Origin of the sequence: Pseudomonas oligotrophica (assembly GCF_021726475.1) — a bacterium.
GTDB lineage: Bacteria > Pseudomonadota > Gammaproteobacteria > Pseudomonadales > Pseudomonadaceae > Stutzerimonas > Stutzerimonas oligotrophica.
Map to the genome: position 1 here is coordinate 55929 of NZ_JAKJRU010000003.1, position 14893 is coordinate 70821.

The 14893-nt window shown below is 67.1% G+C and carries 12 protein-coding genes; 10 read left to right on the forward strand and 2 right to left on the reverse strand.

Annotated features, from left to right (window positions below; translation table 11 throughout):
* The first annotated feature begins 112 nt into the window (after nt 1–112).
* The 6 genes from hemA to L3N39_RS07290 all read left to right on the forward strand — a co-directional run bounded on the left by hemA (nt 113) and on the right by L3N39_RS07290 (nt 5535).
* Entirely contained in the window at nt 113–1381 is a 1269-nt protein-coding gene (gene hemA / locus L3N39_RS07265) for a glutamyl-tRNA reductase (protein ID WP_237256663.1), read from the forward strand.
* Complete coding sequence (gene prfA, locus L3N39_RS07270) at nt 1378–2460, forward strand: peptide chain release factor 1 (protein ID WP_237256664.1); 1083 nt, start codon at nt 1378–1380, stop codon at nt 2458–2460. The genes hemA and prfA overlap by 4 nt, the downstream gene beginning before the upstream one ends.
* 79 nt (nt 2461–2539) lie before the next feature.
* A complete protein-coding gene (gene prmC, locus L3N39_RS07275) occupies nt 2540–3367 on the forward strand; it encodes a peptide chain release factor N(5)-glutamine methyltransferase (protein WP_237256665.1) in 828 nt (275 codons plus the stop codon).
* A 20-nt stretch (nt 3368–3387) separates the two neighbouring features.
* Nucleotides 3388–4143, forward strand: a complete 756-nt coding sequence (locus L3N39_RS07280) for a molybdopterin-synthase adenylyltransferase MoeB (protein ID WP_237256666.1) — start codon at nt 3388–3390, stop codon at nt 4141–4143.
* A complete protein-coding gene (gene murI, locus L3N39_RS07285) occupies nt 4136–4936 on the forward strand; it encodes a glutamate racemase (RefSeq protein WP_237256667.1) in 801 nt (266 codons plus the stop codon). Before L3N39_RS07280 ends, murI begins: the two co-directional genes overlap by 8 nt.
* A gap of 80 nt (nt 4937–5016) precedes the next feature.
* Nucleotides 5017–5535: an acyloxyacyl hydrolase gene (locus L3N39_RS07290; protein WP_237256668.1), complete on the forward strand. Its 519-nt coding sequence runs from the start codon at nt 5017–5019 to the stop codon at nt 5533–5535.
* Nucleotides 5536–5590: 55 nt separating this feature from the next.
* On the opposite strand, the gene L3N39_RS07295 is transcribed toward L3N39_RS07290, so the two are convergent.
* Nucleotides 5591–6850, reverse strand: coding sequence for a uracil-xanthine permease family protein (locus L3N39_RS07295; RefSeq protein ID WP_237256669.1), 1260 nt, complete (start codon nt 6848–6850; stop codon nt 5591–5593).
* A gap of 2 nt (nt 6851–6852) precedes the next feature.
* The gene (gene upp / locus L3N39_RS07300) at nt 6853–7491 is read right to left on the reverse strand and encodes a uracil phosphoribosyltransferase (RefSeq protein WP_237256670.1); all 639 of its coding nucleotides are present in this window, start codon (nt 7489–7491) and stop codon (nt 6853–6855) included.
* A gap of 227 nt (nt 7492–7718) precedes the next feature.
* Between upp and L3N39_RS07305 the strand changes: the two genes are divergently transcribed.
* The 4 genes from L3N39_RS07305 to L3N39_RS07320 all read left to right on the forward strand — a co-directional run bounded on the left by L3N39_RS07305 (nt 7719) and on the right by L3N39_RS07320 (nt 14872).
* Nucleotides 7719–8276, forward strand: coding sequence for a hypoxanthine-guanine phosphoribosyltransferase (locus L3N39_RS07305; protein WP_237256671.1), 558 nt, complete (start codon nt 7719–7721; stop codon nt 8274–8276).
* A gap of 417 nt (nt 8277–8693) precedes the next feature.
* Entirely contained in the window at nt 8694–10574 is a 1881-nt protein-coding gene (locus L3N39_RS07310; RefSeq protein ID WP_237256672.1) for a DUF1302 domain-containing protein, read from the forward strand.
* A gap of 91 nt (nt 10575–10665) precedes the next feature.
* On the forward strand, nt 10666–12027 hold the full coding sequence (locus L3N39_RS07315; RefSeq protein WP_237256673.1) for a DUF1329 domain-containing protein: 1362 nt from the start codon (nt 10666–10668) through the stop codon (nt 12025–12027).
* Between the two features lie 223 nt (nt 12028–12250).
* The gene (locus tag L3N39_RS07320) at nt 12251–14872 is read left to right on the forward strand and encodes a LuxR C-terminal-related transcriptional regulator (RefSeq protein WP_237256674.1); all 2622 of its coding nucleotides are present in this window, start codon (nt 12251–12253) and stop codon (nt 14870–14872) included.
* Nucleotides 14873–14893: the final 21 nt, after the last annotated feature.

Consider the following 14893-nt stretch of genomic DNA (forward strand, 5'->3'; position numbering starts at 1 on the left):
GGCGGCCGGGCGCAGGCGTCGTGTGCAGCATCGGACAATCAGGGGCACAGGTTGTTCTGGCCCCGGCGAAGTAGGAGAATTGCGCGCTCCGTTTTCTGATCAGCGACCTCGCATGGCTTTTCTCGCGCTTGGCATCAACCACAAGACCGCCTCGGTGGACGTGCGCGAGCGCGTGGCCTTCACCCCCGAGCAGATGGTCGAGGCGCTGCAGCAGCTGTGCCGCGTCACGCCGACGCGCGAGGCCGCGATCCTGTCGACCTGCAACCGCAGCGAGCTGTACCTCGAGCAGGATCAGCTGGAGGCCGATGCGGTGCTGGCCTGGCTGGCCAACTACCACCACCTGAGCCTCGACGAACTCAAGGCCTGCGCCTACGTGCACGCCGACGAGCACGCCGTGCGCCACATGATGCGCGTCGCCGCCGGGCTCGACTCGCTGGTGCTCGGCGAGCCGCAGATTCTCGGGCAGATGAAATCAGCCTACGCGGTGGCGCGCGAGGCCGGCAGCGTCGGGCCGTTGCTGGGGCGGCTGTTCCAGGCCACGTTCAGTACCGCCAAGACGGTGCGCACCGACACCGCCATCGGCGAGAACCCGGTGTCGGTCGCCTTCGCCGCGGTGAGCCTGGCACGGCAGATCTTCAGCGACCTGCAGCGCAGCCAGGCGCTACTGATCGGCGCCGGCGAGACCATCACCCTGGTGGCGCGCCACCTGCACGAGCAGGGGGTGAAGAAGATCGTCGTTGCCAACCGGACGCTGGAGCGCGCCAGTGCCCTGGCGGCCGAGTTCGGCGCGCAGGCGATCCTGCTGGCCGACATCCCGCAGGAGCTGCACAACAGCGACATCGTCATCAGCTCCACCGCCAGCCAGCTGCCGATCCTCGGCAAGGGCGCGGTCGAGCAGGCGCTGAAGAAGCGCAAGCACAAGCCGATGTTCATGGTCGACATCGCCGTGCCGCGCGACATCGAGCCACAGGTCGGCGAACTGGACGACGTCTATCTGTACAGCGTCGACGACCTGCACGAGGTCGTCGCGGAGAACCTCAAGAGCCGCCAGGGTGCCGCCCAGGCCGCCGAGGAGCTGGTCGCCGCCGGGACCACCGACTTCATGCAGCGGCTGCGCGAGCTGGCCGCGGTGGACGTGCTCAAGGCCTACCGGCAGAACGCCGAGCGCATCCGCGACGAGGAGCTGGGCAAGGCCCAGCGCCTGCTGGCCAACGGCGCCAACGCCGAGGATGTGCTCGCCCAGCTGGCACGCGGCCTGACCAACAAGCTGCTGCACGCGCCCAGCGTGCAGCTGAAGAAACTCTCCGCCGAAGGGCGCGTGGAAGCCCTGGGCATGGCCCAGGAGCTGTTCGCCCTCGGCGATGGCACGGACAATCGATGAAACCTTCCCTGCTCAAGAAACTGGACGTGCTCCAGGATCGCTTCGAGGAGCTCACCGCGCTGCTCGGCGATGCCGAGGTCATCAGCGACCAGAACCGTTTCCGCGCCTATTCGCGCGAGTATGCCGAGGTCGAGCCGGTGATCGCCGCCTATCGCCAGTTGTGCAAGGTGCAGGGCGACCTGGAAGGCGCCCAGGCGCTGCTCAAGGACAGCGACCCGGACCTGCGCGAAATGGCCGAGGAGGAAGTGGCCGAGGCCAGGGCGCAACTCGAGACGCTGGAAGGCAATCTGCAACGCATGCTGCTGCCCAGGGACCCCAACGACGGGCGCAACGTGTTCCTCGAGATCCGCGCCGGCACCGGCGGCGACGAGGCGGCGATCTTCGCCGGCGACCTGTTCCGCATGTACTCGCGCTACGCCGAGAAGCAGGGCTGGCGCGTCGAGATCCTCTCTGAGAGCGAGGGCGAGCACGGCGGCTACAAGGAGGTGATCTCCCGCGTCGAGGGCGACAACGTCTACGCCAAGCTCAAGTTCGAGTCCGGTGCGCACCGCGTGCAGCGGGTGCCGGAGACCGAGTCGCAGGGGCGCATCCATACCTCGGCCTGTACCGTGGCGGTATTGCCGGAGCCGGACGAGCAGGTCGCGGTGGAGATCAACCCGGCGGAACTGCGCATCGACACCTATCGCTCCTCCGGCGCCGGCGGCCAGCACGTCAACAAGACCGACTCGGCGATCCGCATCACCCACCTGCCGACCGGTATCGTCGTCGAGTGCCAGGAAGAGCGTTCGCAGCACAAGAACCGCGCCAAGGCCATGGCCTGGTTGGCGGCCAAGCTGCAGGACCGCCAGGATGCCGCAGCGCACAAGGAAATTTCCGAGACGCGCAAGCTCCTGGTCGGCTCCGGCGACCGCTCCGAGCGCATCCGTACCTACAACTTCCCGCAGGGCCGGGTGACCGACCACCGCATCAACCTGACGCTCTATTCGCTGGGCGAGGTGATCGCCGGTGCGGTGGAGCAGGTGATCGAGCCGCTGCTGCAGGAATACCAGGCCGACCAGTTGGCGGCGCTGGGCGATTGAGTCAATGCGTGCAGGGTGCGCCGCGCGCATCCTGCAGGTGCCGTGGTGCGCGTGGCGCGCCCGACGACCGGAGAACCCCATGGCCACCATCGAATCGCTGCTGAACGAAGCCGCGCTGCCCGAGTCGCCGAGTGCGCGGCTGGACACCGAGTGGTTGCTGGCCGCGGCCCTGGGCAAGCCGGCCAGCTACCTGCGCACCTGGCCGGAGCGCGAAGTGCCGGCCGACAGCGCCGAGCGTTTCGCCGCCATGCTCGCCCGTCGCCGTGCCGGCGAGCCGGTGGCCTACATCCTCGGCCGGCAGGGCTTCTGGAGTCTCGAACTGGAGGTCGCGCCGCACACGCTGATCCCGCGACCGGATACCGAACTGCTGGTGGAGACCGCGCTGCAGCTGCTCCCCGGCACGCCGGCAGATATCCTCGACCTGGGCACCGGCACCGGTGCGATCGCCCTGGCGCTGGCCAGCGAGCGGCCGCATTGGCGCGTGCTGGGCGTCGACCGCATCGCCGAGGCGGTGGCGCTGGCCGAGCGCAATCGGGCCCGGCTGCAGCTGGCCAATGCCGCCTTCCGCCAGAGCCACTGGTACCAGGCGCTGGCCGGCGAGCGCTTCGCGCTGATCCTGAGCAACCCGCCATACATCGCCGCGAGCGATCCGCACCTGGCCGAGGGCGACGTTCGCTTCGAGCCACCGAGCGCACTGGTCGCCGGTGCCGATGGGCTGGACGACATCCGCACTATCATCGCCGGCGCCGCGCCGCACCTGACCCGGCCGGGCTGGTTGCTGCTCGAGCACGGCTTCGACCAGGCTGACGCGGTGCGCCGGCTGCTGGCCGCCGCCGGCTTCGTCGAGGTACACAGCCGAACGGACCTGGGTGGCCACGAGCGCATCAGCCTCGGCCGCCTGGATTGAGAACAGAGCGAGGCCATCACATGCTCAGTGACGAAGAACTGCTGCGCTACAGCCGACAGATCCTGCTGCGCCAGGTCGATATCGAGGGCCAGCTGCGCCTCAAGTGCAGCCGGGTGCTGCTCGTCGGTCTCGGCGGGCTCGGTTCGCCGGTGGCGCTGTACCTGGCGGCTGCCGGTGTCGGCGAGCTGCACCTGGCGGATTTCGACCGGGTCGACCTGACCAACCTGCAGCGGCAGATCATCCATGACAGCGCGTCGGTCGGCCTGCACAAGATCGATTCGGCCATCGCCCGCCTCGAGCGCCTCAACCCGCAGGTGAAGCTGGTCGCCCATCGCGCCGCGATGGATGCCGACAGCCTGGGTGCGGCCGTCGCGGCGGTGGACCTGGTGATCGACTGCACCGACAACTTCGCCGTGCGCGAGGCGGTGAACGCGGCCTGCGTCGCCGCCTGCCGGCCGCTGGTCAGCGGCGCGGCGATCCGCCTCGAGGGCCAGCTCTCGGTGTTCGACCCGCGGGTCGACAGCAGCCCCTGCTACCACTGCCTGTACGGGCATGGCAGCGAAGCCGAGCTGACCTGCAGCGAGGCCGGCGTGCTCGGGCCGCTGGTCGGCCTGGTCGGCAGCCTGCAGGCCCTCGAGGCGCTCAAGCTGCTGGCAGGTTTCGGCGAGCCGCTGGTCGGCCGCCTGCTGCTGGTCGATGCGCTGTCCACGCGCTTTCGCGAGCTGAAGGTGCGTCGCGATCCGGCCTGCGCAGTCTGCGGACACCGCGATGGCTGACGCCACGGCGCCCATCGGCGTGTTCGACTCCGGGGTCGGCGGGCTCTCGGTGCTCGGTGAGATCCGCCGGCGCCTGCCGGGCGAGGCGCTGCTCTACGTCGCCGACAGCGCACACGTGCCCTACGGCGAGAAGACCCCCGAGTTCATTCGCGAGCGTTGCCGGGCGATCGCCGGCTTTTTGCTGGAGCAGGGGGCCAAGGCACTGGTGCTGGCCTGCAACACCGCCACCGCGGCGGGGGTGGCGGAGCTTCGCGAGTTGCACCCGGGCCTGCCGATCGTCGGCATGGAGCCGGCAGTGAAGCCGGCGGCGCGGGCGACCCGCAGTGGCGTGGTCGGCGTGCTCGCCACCACCGGGACGCTGAAGAGTGCGCGGTTCGCCGCCTTGCTCGATCGCTTCGCCTGCGATGTGCAGGTCATCACCCAGCCCTGTCCGGGGCTGGTCGAGCGGATCGAGGCGGGCGACCTGCACGGTCCGCAGACCCGCGCACTGCTCGAGGGCTGGGTACGGCCGCTGCTGGCGCAGGGCTGCGACACCCTGATCCTCGGCTGCACGCACTACCCATTCATCAAGCCGCTGCTCGGCGAGCTGGTGCCGCCCGCGGTGCAACTGATCGATACCGGTGCTGCCGTGGCGCGCCGGCTCGAACAGCTGCTGGCCGCAGAGGGGCTGTTGAACGAGTCTGGGAACATGGCGCCGGCGCGTTTCTTCAGCAGTGCGCCACCGCAGCAGATGGCCGCGATACTGCCGCTGCTCTGGGGCGAGGCCGCCGAGGTGCGGCCCTGCCCGGTGTAGGAACTCCTGGCGGCGCCATCTCTCAGATTCAGAGCTAACCTGAAGAACAACCAACGCAGTTGTAGATAAGGAAGTTACGGATGAAGAAGCTGATCCCTCTTGGTCTGGTCGCGGCGCTGTGCACCGCTCCGTTCGCCGCTGCCCACGCGATGGGCGTCACCGGCGCGGTGGGCGTGACGGGCGAATCCACCATGACCTACCGCCTCGGTTTGCAGTTCGATTTCGGTACCAGCTGGTTGCAGAGTTCCACCGGCCGCCTGACCGGCTACTGGGACGCGGCATACACCTATTGGGAAGGTGACGAGAGCGCGGCGAACCACAGCCTGTCGTTCTCGCCGGTGTTCGTCTATGAGTTCAGCGGAGAGTCGGTCAAGCCCTACATCGAGGCGGGCATCGGCATCGCCGGCTTCGAGAGCACCGAGATCGAGGATCGCGATCTCGGCTCCTCGTTCCAGTTCGAGGACCGCCTGGGTGTCGGCCTGCGGTTCGCCGGCGGCCACGAGGTCGGCATCCGCGCGCTGCATTACTCCAACGCCGGGCTGAAGAACCCCAACGATGGGGTCGAGAGCTACGCGGTGCACTACCGCATGGATTTCTGATCCGCGAAGGTGCTGCCCGGCAACCGGCGTCGATACCGCGGTTGCCGGGCTGCGTTCAGAGGTTCTCTTCCAGCTGCTTGTTCTTCCAGCCTTCCGCGCCGGGCAGCAGCAGGTTCAGCAGCAGCGCCGCGATGGCGCACAGCGAGATGCCGGACAGGCTGAACTCGCCGGCACCGAACACCATCCCGCCAATGCCGAAGACCAGCGTCACCGAGACGATGATGAGGTTGCGCGCCTCGGAAAGGTCCACCTGATGGCGGATCAGCGTGCTCAGGCCGACCACGGCGATGGAGCCGAACAGCAGGCAGAGGATCCCGCCCATCACCGGGACCGGAATGCTCAGCAACGCCGCGCCGAACTTGCCGATGAAGGCCAGGGTGATGGCGAACACCGCGGCCCAGGTCATGATCTTCGGGTTGTAGTTCTTGGTCAGCATCACCGCGCCGGTGACTTCGGCATAGGTGGTGTTCGGCGGGCCGCCGAACAGGCCGGCGGCCGAGGTGGCCAGGCCGTCGCCCAGCAACGTGCGATGCAGGCCGGGGTTCTTCAGGTAGTTGTTGCCGGTCACGCTGCCGACCGCCACCACGCCGCCGATGTGCTCGATGGCCGGCGCCAGCGCGACCGGAACCATGAACAGGATGGCGCCGAGGTGGAACTCGGGGGCGACGAACTTCGGCATCGCCAGCCAGGGTGCGGCGAGCATGCCGCTGGTGTCGACCACGCCGAAGGCCAGCGACAGGCCGTAGCCGACGAACACCCCGGCGAGGATCGGCACCAGGCGGAACAGCCCGCGGCCGAGCACGGCCACCAGCAGGGTGGTCAGCAGTGCGGGCATGGAGATCAGCATGGCGGTGGCATAGGGCACCAGTTCCACCGCGCCGTCGCCGGACTTGCCCATGGCCATGTTGACCGCCACCGGCGACAGCGCCAGGCCGATGGAAATGATCACCGGCGCGATCACCACCGGCGGCAGCAGGCGGTCGATGAAGCCGGCGCCCTTGATGCGAACCGCGAAGCCGAGCAGCACGTAGACCAGGCCGGCGGCGACCACGCCGCCGAGTACCGCCGGCAGGCCGAACTCGCCCTTGGCGGCGATGATCGGGGCGATGAAGGCGAAGCTGGAGGCGAGGAACACCGGCACCTGGCGGCGGGTGACCAGCTGGAACAGCAGCGTCCCGAGACCGGCGGTGAACAGCGCGACGTTCGGGTCCATGCCGGTGATCAGCGGCATCAGCACCAGCGCGCCGAAGGCGACGAACAGCATCTGCGCGCCGGCCAGCACCTGGCGGGCCACTGGCTCGTGGGTGGCGGTCATGCTCAGACGTCCTTCTGCTTGGTGCCGAAGATCTTGTCACCCGCATCGCCCAGGCCGGGCACGATGTAGCCGTTGTGGTCCAGGCGTTCGTCGATCGAGGCGGTGAAGATGGTGACGTCCGGGTGGGCCTTTTCCACCGCGGCGATGCCCTCCGGGGCGGCGACCAGCACCAGCGCGCGGATCTCGCGGCAGCCGGCCTTCTTCAGCATGTCGATGGTGGCGACCATCGAGCCGCCGGTGGCCAGCATCGGGTCGATGATGATCGCCAGGCGCTGCTCGATCTCGGGCACCAGCTTTTCCAGGTAGGTCTGCGCCTGCAGGGTCTGCTCGTTGCGGGCGATGCCGACGGCGCTGACCTTGGCCCCGGGGATCAGGCTGAGCACGCCGTCGAGCATGCCGATGCCGGCCCGCAGGATCGGTACTACGGTGATCTTCTTGCCGGAGATCTTCTCCACCTGGACCGGGCCGCACCAGCCGTCGATGCTGTACTGCTCGAGCGGCAGGTCCTGGGTCGCTTCGTAGGTGAGGATGGAGCCGACTTCCTGGGCCAGTTCGCGGAAGTTCTTGGTGCTGATGTCGGCTCTGCGCATCAGGCCGAGTTTGTGGCGGATCAGCGGATGGCGGATCTCACGAATGGGCATGGAGGGGCTCCGGCGAGGTGGATAACCGGCGTAGAGTAAAGCATCGCCGGGCCACGGGCTATGAGGCTTCGCCTGTCCGGCCACCTTGCCTGGCAGCGCGGGGGTGGGTATCGTCCCGCCCCTTTCCCGGTGGGCCGCATTCGGATTTTTCCTGACTGATTGGTCAGCCCTCGAAGCCGGCCGAAACCACCGTCCCGTTCATTATTTTTTCCAGTGGGGAAATCGCCATGTCCGTCGATCTCGAACACATCCGTCAAGTCATGGCAGAGAGCGACTGCCTCTACAGTGAGGCCGAAGTCGAGGCGGCCATCGATGCGGTGGCGGTGAAGATCAATGCCGAACTGGCCGAGCGCAATCCGGTGGTGTTCTGCGTGATGAACGGCGGCCTGATCTTCTCCGGCAAGCTGCTCACCAAGCTGAATTTCCCGTTGGAACTGTCCTACCTGCATGCGACCCGTTACCGCAACGAGACCAGCGGCGGCGAGCTGTTCTGGAAGGCCAAGCCGGAGATCTCCTTCATCGATCGCGACGTGCTGATCATCGACGACATCCTCGACGAGGGGCACACGCTGGGCGCCATCATCGACTTCTGCCGGCATGCCGGGGCACGGGCGGTGCACACCGCGGTGCTGATCGACAAGGATCACCAGCGCAAGGCGCGCCCGGACCTCAAGGCCGACTTCGTCGGGCTGAGCTGCATCGACCGCTACATCTTCGGCTATGGCATGGACTACAAGGGCTACTGGCGCAATGCGCCGGGCATCTACGCGGTGAAGGGGCTGTAATCCCTTCGGCCGTTGCCGCGCCTGCGGTGCGGCGTGCGGTGTTTCCTTTCTCCCCACCCCTCGGGCCGGGAAACGTAACCTTCGGTGCGTTTCCCGGCCGGCGGGCGCCTCGCCGGGCGCCGGCCCTGCAACCTGCGGATGAGTCGCCGGTTGCCCGGTCCTGGGCCGGCGCTACCTTGGTCACAGAAACCGACGTTCGTCTATGCGCCGCTCTATCTCGGACTTTGCGGCTAGACTGAGCCTCGCTAAGCTCAGCCCCGACTTGCCCGCCGAGGCACTTTGCTATCGCGCGCGAAGCCAGCGGCCAGCGGGTTTTTCATACTTAAGGATTACACGACAAATCAAACCTTAGTGCGCTTAACCCCCTTCCAGGCTCTGGGTAGGGTTGACGTACTTCGAACCAACCAGGAGCGCCTCATGACAAGAACAACAAGGCAAGGAATCTTCCGGCCCACATCGCTAGCCCTCGCCATCGCGCTGAGCACGGCCGCCCCGGCCTACGCCGTGAACTTCAACATCGGCGAGATCGAGGGACAGTTCGACTCGTCCATGTCCATCGGCGCCAGCTGGTCGACGGCGGACCGGGACATGGACCTGGTGGGGGCCGCCAACGGAGGCACCGGCTTCACCCAGACCGGCGACGACGGCCGGCTGAACTTCAAGAAGGGCGAGACCTTCTCGAAGATCTTCAAGGGCGTGCACGACCTGGAGCTGCGCTACCGCGAAAGCGGCGCCTTCATCCGCGGCAAGTACTGGTACGACTTCGAGCTGAAGGACGAGAGCCGCCTGTTCAAGGACATCAGCGACAGCAACCGCAAGGAAGCCGCGCAGTCCTCCGGCGCCGAGATCCTCGACGCCTTCCTCTACCACAACTATTACCTGGGCGAGCTGCCGGGCACGGTGCGTATCGGCAAGCAGGTGGTGAGCTGGGGCGAGAGCACCTTCATCGGTAACTCGATCAACTCCATCAACCCGCTGGATGCCGCCGCATTCCGCCGCCCGGGCGCGGAAATCAAGGAAGGCCTGATTCCGGTCAACATGCTCTACGTCTCCCAGGGCCTGACCGACCGCCTGAGCATGGAGGCGTTCTATCAGCTGGAGTGGGACCAGACCATCGTCGACAACTGCGGGACGTTCTTCTCGGGCGCGGATGTGGCGGCGGATGGCTGTGATACCAACTATCACGTCGGCCCTGCTGCACTTGCCGGTGTCCTGAACAGCCCGCTCGGTGCCTTTGCGAGCAACGCGGGCGTTACTTATACGAGCGAAGGCGTGATGATCCCGCGCGGCGGGGATCGTGACGCCAGGGATTCGGGCCAATTCGGCCTGGCCCTGCGCTGGCTTGGCGATAGCACCGAGTACGGCGCCTATTTCATGAACTACCACAGCCGCACGCCCATCCTGAGTACCCATACGGCGGGGCTGTCGACCTTTGCAGCTGCCCAGGGTGCAGGAGCAGCAGGCGGGCAGGCGGTAATCGAGTCGGTGGTGGCTCAGTTGCTGGCAGCAGGCGTACCTCTTGCCCAAGCTATCCCGATGGCGCAGCAAATGGCTGGGGATGTGGCCACCGCCGCTGGTTCGGCCATCGGTGGGGCGGTCCTGCTCGGCAACGGCCAGTACTACCTGGAGTACCCGGAAGATATCCGTCTGTATGGCTTGAGCTTCTCCACCACGCTGCCTACCGGTACGGCCTGGTCCGGCGAGATGAGCTACCGGCCGAATGCGCCGGTGCAGATCAACACGACTGACGTCACGCTCAATCTGACCAATCCGGCCCGTGCCGGGATGGATAACCGCGGCTACAACCGCAAGGAAATCACCCAGCTGCAGACCACCTTCACCCACTTCTTCGACCAGGTGCTGGGCGCCGAACGCTATACCGTGGTCGGCGAGATTGGCTACGCGCATGTGGGCGGGCTGGAAAGCACCAGCGAGGTTCGCTACGGCCGCGATGCAATCTTCGGCACGCCGACCGATCCGGTCGCACTGGCCGCCAATGGCCGGCACGGCTTCGTCACCGCCAATTCCTGGGGCTATCGCCTGCGTGCCATCGGCGAGTACAGCAACGTCTTCGCCGGCATCAACCTCAAGCCCAACCTGTCGTTCTCCCATGACGTCGACGGCTATGGCCCGAACGGCCTGTTCGTCGAAGGTTCGAAAGCTGTGAGCGTCGGGCTGGATGCCGAGTACCAGAACACCTACACCGCCAGCCTGTCGTACACCGATTTCTTCGGTGGCGATTACAACATGCTGGTCGACCGTGACTTCCTGGCCTTCAGCGTGGGCGTCAACTTCTGACGAGACGTCTCCCGGCGGGCGCTTGCGTCCGCCGGGTGCAGGCAGGTTTCACGGCTGGCAGCCGAACAAGATCACGAGGAAACTGGACGATATGAAAACAACAAGAAAACTATTCAGTGTCTTGGCTCTCTCCCTGCTCGCGGGCAGCGTGATGGCCGCGGTATCGCAGGACGAGGCAGCGAAGCTCGGCAACTCCCTCACCCCGCTCGGCGCGGAAAAGGCCGGCAACGCCGACGGCAGCATCCCCGCCTGGTCCGGCGGCCTGGGTACCGATGCCGCCCCGCTGAAAAGCGGCCACCTGACCAACCCGTTCAAGAACGAGCAACCCAAGTTCGTCATCACCGCGCAGAACGTCGAGCAGTACAAGGACAAGCTCACCGCCGGCCAGCTGGCCATGTTCAAGCGCTATCCGGAGACCTACAAGATCCGCGTCTTCGACACCCATCGCAGCGCGGCCTTCCCGGATTCGGTCTACGAGGCGGCCAAGAAGAGCGCGCTGAACGTCGAACTGGTCGAAGGTGGCAACGGTGTCGCCAACTTCACCGACAGTCGCTACTACGCCTTCCCGATTCCGCAGAACGGCCTGGAGGTGATCTGGAACCACATCACCCGCTATCGCGGCGGTAACGTGCGCCGCAACATTGTCCAGGCGACGCCGCAGACCAATGGCAGCTACACCCTGGTGCACTTCGAGGACGAGGTTGCCTTCCCCAGCAACATGTCCGACCTGGATCCGGAGCGCGCCAAGAATGCGCTGCTGTTCTTCAAGCAACGGGTGACCGCGCCGTCGCGCCTGGCTGGCAACGTGCTGCTGGTGCACGACTCGCTCGACCAGGTGAAGGACCCGCGCCAGGCCTGGATCTACAACGCCGGCCAGCGCCGCGTCCGCCGAGCGCCGCAGGTGGCCTACGACGGGCCGGGTACCGCATCGGACGGCATGCGTACCACCGACAACTTCGACATGTTCAGCGGTGCGCCGGATCGCTACGACTGGAAACTGGTTGGCAAGAAGGAGCTGTACATCCCCTACAACAGCTACGACATCGCCTCCAGCGACCTGAAGTACAGCGACATCATCAAGGCCGGGCACGTCAACCAGGACCTGGCGCGCTACGAGCTGCACCGGGTGTGGGAGATCGAGGCCACCCTCAAGAGCGGCGAGCGCAACATCTACGCCAAGCGCCGCTTCTTCGTCGACGAGGATACCTGGACCATCGTGCAATCCGAGCTGTACGACGGGCGTGGCCAGCTCTGGCGCGTGGGGGAAGGCCATCTGGTGCAGTACTACCAGCACAAGGTCCCGGCCTACGCGTTCGAGGCGCTGTACGACATCATTTCCGGTCGTTATATCGCCATCGGCATGAGCAACGAGGAGAAGCCGTTCGAATGGGGCTACAAGGCCTCTGCGCGCGACTTCACGCCAGCCGCGCTGCGCAACGCCGGGGTGCGTTGACGGCGCATCCTGCCTGAACGAAAGGAGGCGGCCCACGGGCCGCCTTCTTCGTTTGTGCCGTGCCACAATTGCCTTCGGTCGCCTCGAGGTGCCGACCGAGGTCGACAAACCGCTTCGTTTGCGGCAGTTTTGCAGCAGACGCCAGCCAGATCGGCAAACAAGCCGGGCGAAGGCTGCCGTCGAAGGTTCGACGGACCGAACGATTCCAATAAGAGATGCTGCCATGTCCGTAAGCTTCCTGCCGGATGTCATGACCGGCGAGGCGCCCACCCGGGTGCCCGGTCCGGTGATCCCTCGCTTGCCCCCTGTGCATGTGGCGCGGCCACGCCTGGCGGGCGCGCTGCTTGCCTCCGACTGCCGGCTGCGGCTGATCTGCGCCCCGGCCGGTTTCGGCAAGAGCGTGTTGATGAACGAATGCGCCAGGCAGGTGCCCGACGACACCCTGCTGGTCTGGCTCGACATCGGCGGTCGCCCGCTGTCCATCGCGCAGCTCTACCTGCGGCTGGCCGCGGCCCTGGGCCACCCGCCGGCCGAGGGACAGTCGCGCGAGGACATCCTGCGCCTGCTCGGCCACGTTCGGCAGCCGCTGTGGATCATGCTCGACGATTACCCGCGCCAGCCCAGCCCCGAGCTGGACGACTGCCTGGACATGCTGCTCGAGTTCGGCCCCGAATCGGTGAGCTGGTGGGTTGCTAGTCGCCGGCAGCCGGCCTGGAAGCTGCCGCGCCTGCTGCTGCAGGGGCATCTGTTCGAATGCGAGGCGCAGGCGCTGGCCTTCACCTCCGACGAGCTCGGCCAGCTGCTGCGTGCCCATCGGCTGCAGCTGCCCAACGATAGTTTTCGGCAGTTGCAGCAGGGCACCGAAGGCTGGCCGGCTGGTGTCTGCCTGCTGTTGCTCAACGCCGACGAGCAGGCGGTGCGCGAGCGCCTGCTGGCCGGTACGCCGCTGTTGCGCGACTACGTGCAGCGCGAGGTGCTGGACGGGCAGGGCGAGGACATCCGTCGGGCGCTGTTCGCCCTGGCGCGACTGCCGCGCTTTTCCGCCGCGCTGTGCGAGCACGTGCTCGACGGCCTCGGCGGCCAGGTGCTGGAGGTGCTGACCACCCGCCAGCTGTTCGTCCGGCAGATCGACAACTGCGGCGAATGGTTTCGCCTGTGGCGGCCGCTGGCGCTGTTGCTGCAGCGCATGCCGGAGGCGCTGCCGTCCAGCCAGATCCATCTGCGTGCCTGCCAGTGGTTCGCCAGCCGCGACGAGATGCGCGAGGCGGTCGAGCATGCGTTGTGGGCCGGCCAGCCGGAGGTGGCGGCCAACTACCTGCAGCGCTACGGGCAGGAGCAGTTGCTGATCGGCGACAACGTCTCGCACTTCCTCAAGTGGCGCAGCCAGCTGCCGCAGGACCTGTTCGTCAGCACCACGCGGCTGATCGTCCTGCAGGGCTGGGCGCTGATCGTCTCGGCCCGCCTCGACGAGGTCGACGAGAGCCTTGCCGAGCTGGCCAAGTTCTTCCCCCAGCCGGACGCCCGGCGCCAGGCGCAACTGCTGGCGCACTGGCAGGCGCTGCGCGGCTTCGCGGCGCGCCTGCGCGGCGATGCCTCGGCGCGCGAGCTCTGCCTGCAGGCGCTTGAGGTGCTCAGCGACCACGCCTGGGCCCAGCGCGTGCTGTGCTACCAGACGCTGTGCCAGCAGGCGATGGCCGAGGGCAGCCTGGAGCTGGCGCAGCACTACAACAGTGAAGGCATGAAGCTGGCACGCTCCAAGGGCAGCGTGCTCTACGAGGTGATGCTGACCGTCGATCGCATCCAGCTGCTCGAGCTGACCGGCGAGTTCGAGCGCGCGGTCGGCGTGCTCGACGAGGCGCTGCGGGTGCTGCGCGACAGCGTCCGGCACAGCCCGATCATCGGGCGGCTGCGCCTGCTGCAGGGCCATCTGCTGGCCTACCAGGGGCTGGATGAGCCGGCGCGCGAGGCGTTCCAGAAAGGTCGCATGGAAACCGAGACCTGTGGCGATTCCTACGTGTTCTTCGGCTATGTCGGGCTGGCCGAGCTGGCCGCGCGCAACCAGGAGTTCACCGACGCCTACCATTGGTTGCGCGAAGCCGAGCGCCTGACCCAATGGCGGCACGTACCCGAGGCGCGCTTCCGCGGCATCCTGCGGCTGGTGAACGCGGTGGCCTGGCTGCACCAGGGCGAGCTGAGCAAGGCGCGGGCGGCGATGCTGCAGGTGCGCGAGCAATACGAGGAGGGCGGGCACCTCGCGCCGTCGGGCTACTACGAGCTGCTGCCGCGGGTGTCGCGCTACCTGGCGGTCATCGACATGCTCGAAGGGCAGGTCGGGCAGGCGATCGAGACGCTACAGCAGCTGATCGACGAGAATCTGCGCGCCCAGCGCCTGGGGTTGGCCTGCGAGTGCCGCTTCACCCTGGCCGAGGCGCTGTATCGCCGGGGCGCGCTGACCGAGGCCGAGCAGGAGTTGCGTCGCGCGCTGGGCGAGGCGTTGCGCCAGCAACTGGTCAAGCCGCTCTACGAACTGCAGCATCGCCAGCCGCAATGGCTGGCGCGCATCCTCCCGGCGGCGACCCGCGGCGAGAGCCTGAGGGATCGCCTGCTGCAATACGAGCGTTCGCCGGAAGATACCCAGGTCACCAGCGACGACATGGTCCTGAGCAATCGCGAGCTGACGGTACTGCGGCTGATCGCCCAGGGCTGCTCGAACCAGGAGATCGCCGAGCAGCTGTTCATCTCGCTGCATACCGTCAAGACCCATGCGCGGCGCATCAACACCAAGCTCGGCGTGGCGCGGCGTACCCAGGCGGTGGCCAAGGCCAAGGCGCTCGCCTGGCTCTAGGCGCGCAGGCAGCCCAGTGCC

What these genes read in the sequence shown, in the direction of transcription:
- hemA (WP_237256663.1), top strand. Translation starts at nt 113, where the DNA reads ATGGCTTTTCTCGCGCTTGGCATCAACCACAAGACCGCCTCGGTGGAC.
- prfA (WP_237256664.1), top strand. Translation starts at nt 1,378, where the DNA reads ATGAAACCTTCCCTGCTCAAGAAACTGGACGTGCTCCAGGATCGCTTC.
- prmC (WP_237256665.1), top strand. Translation starts at nt 2,540, where the DNA reads ATGGCCACCATCGAATCGCTGCTGAACGAAGCCGCGCTGCCCGAGTCG.
- L3N39_RS07280 (WP_237256666.1), top strand. Translation starts at nt 3,388, where the DNA reads ATGCTCAGTGACGAAGAACTGCTGCGCTACAGCCGACAGATCCTGCTG.
- murI (WP_237256667.1), top strand. Translation starts at nt 4,136, where the DNA reads ATGGCTGACGCCACGGCGCCCATCGGCGTGTTCGACTCCGGGGTCGGC.
- L3N39_RS07290 (WP_237256668.1), top strand. Translation starts at nt 5,017, where the DNA reads ATGAAGAAGCTGATCCCTCTTGGTCTGGTCGCGGCGCTGTGCACCGCT.
- L3N39_RS07295 (WP_237256669.1), bottom strand. Translation starts at nt 6,850, where the DNA reads ATGACCGCCACCCACGAGCCAGTGGCCCGCCAGGTGCTGGCCGGCGCG.
- upp (WP_237256670.1), bottom strand. Translation starts at nt 7,491, where the DNA reads ATGCCCATTCGTGAGATCCGCCATCCGCTGATCCGCCACAAACTCGGC.
- L3N39_RS07305 (WP_237256671.1), top strand. Translation starts at nt 7,719, where the DNA reads ATGTCCGTCGATCTCGAACACATCCGTCAAGTCATGGCAGAGAGCGAC.
- L3N39_RS07310 (WP_237256672.1), top strand. Translation starts at nt 8,694, where the DNA reads ATGACAAGAACAACAAGGCAAGGAATCTTCCGGCCCACATCGCTAGCC.
- L3N39_RS07315 (WP_237256673.1), top strand. Translation starts at nt 10,666, where the DNA reads ATGAAAACAACAAGAAAACTATTCAGTGTCTTGGCTCTCTCCCTGCTC.
- L3N39_RS07320 (WP_237256674.1), top strand. Translation starts at nt 12,251, where the DNA reads ATGTCCGTAAGCTTCCTGCCGGATGTCATGACCGGCGAGGCGCCCACC.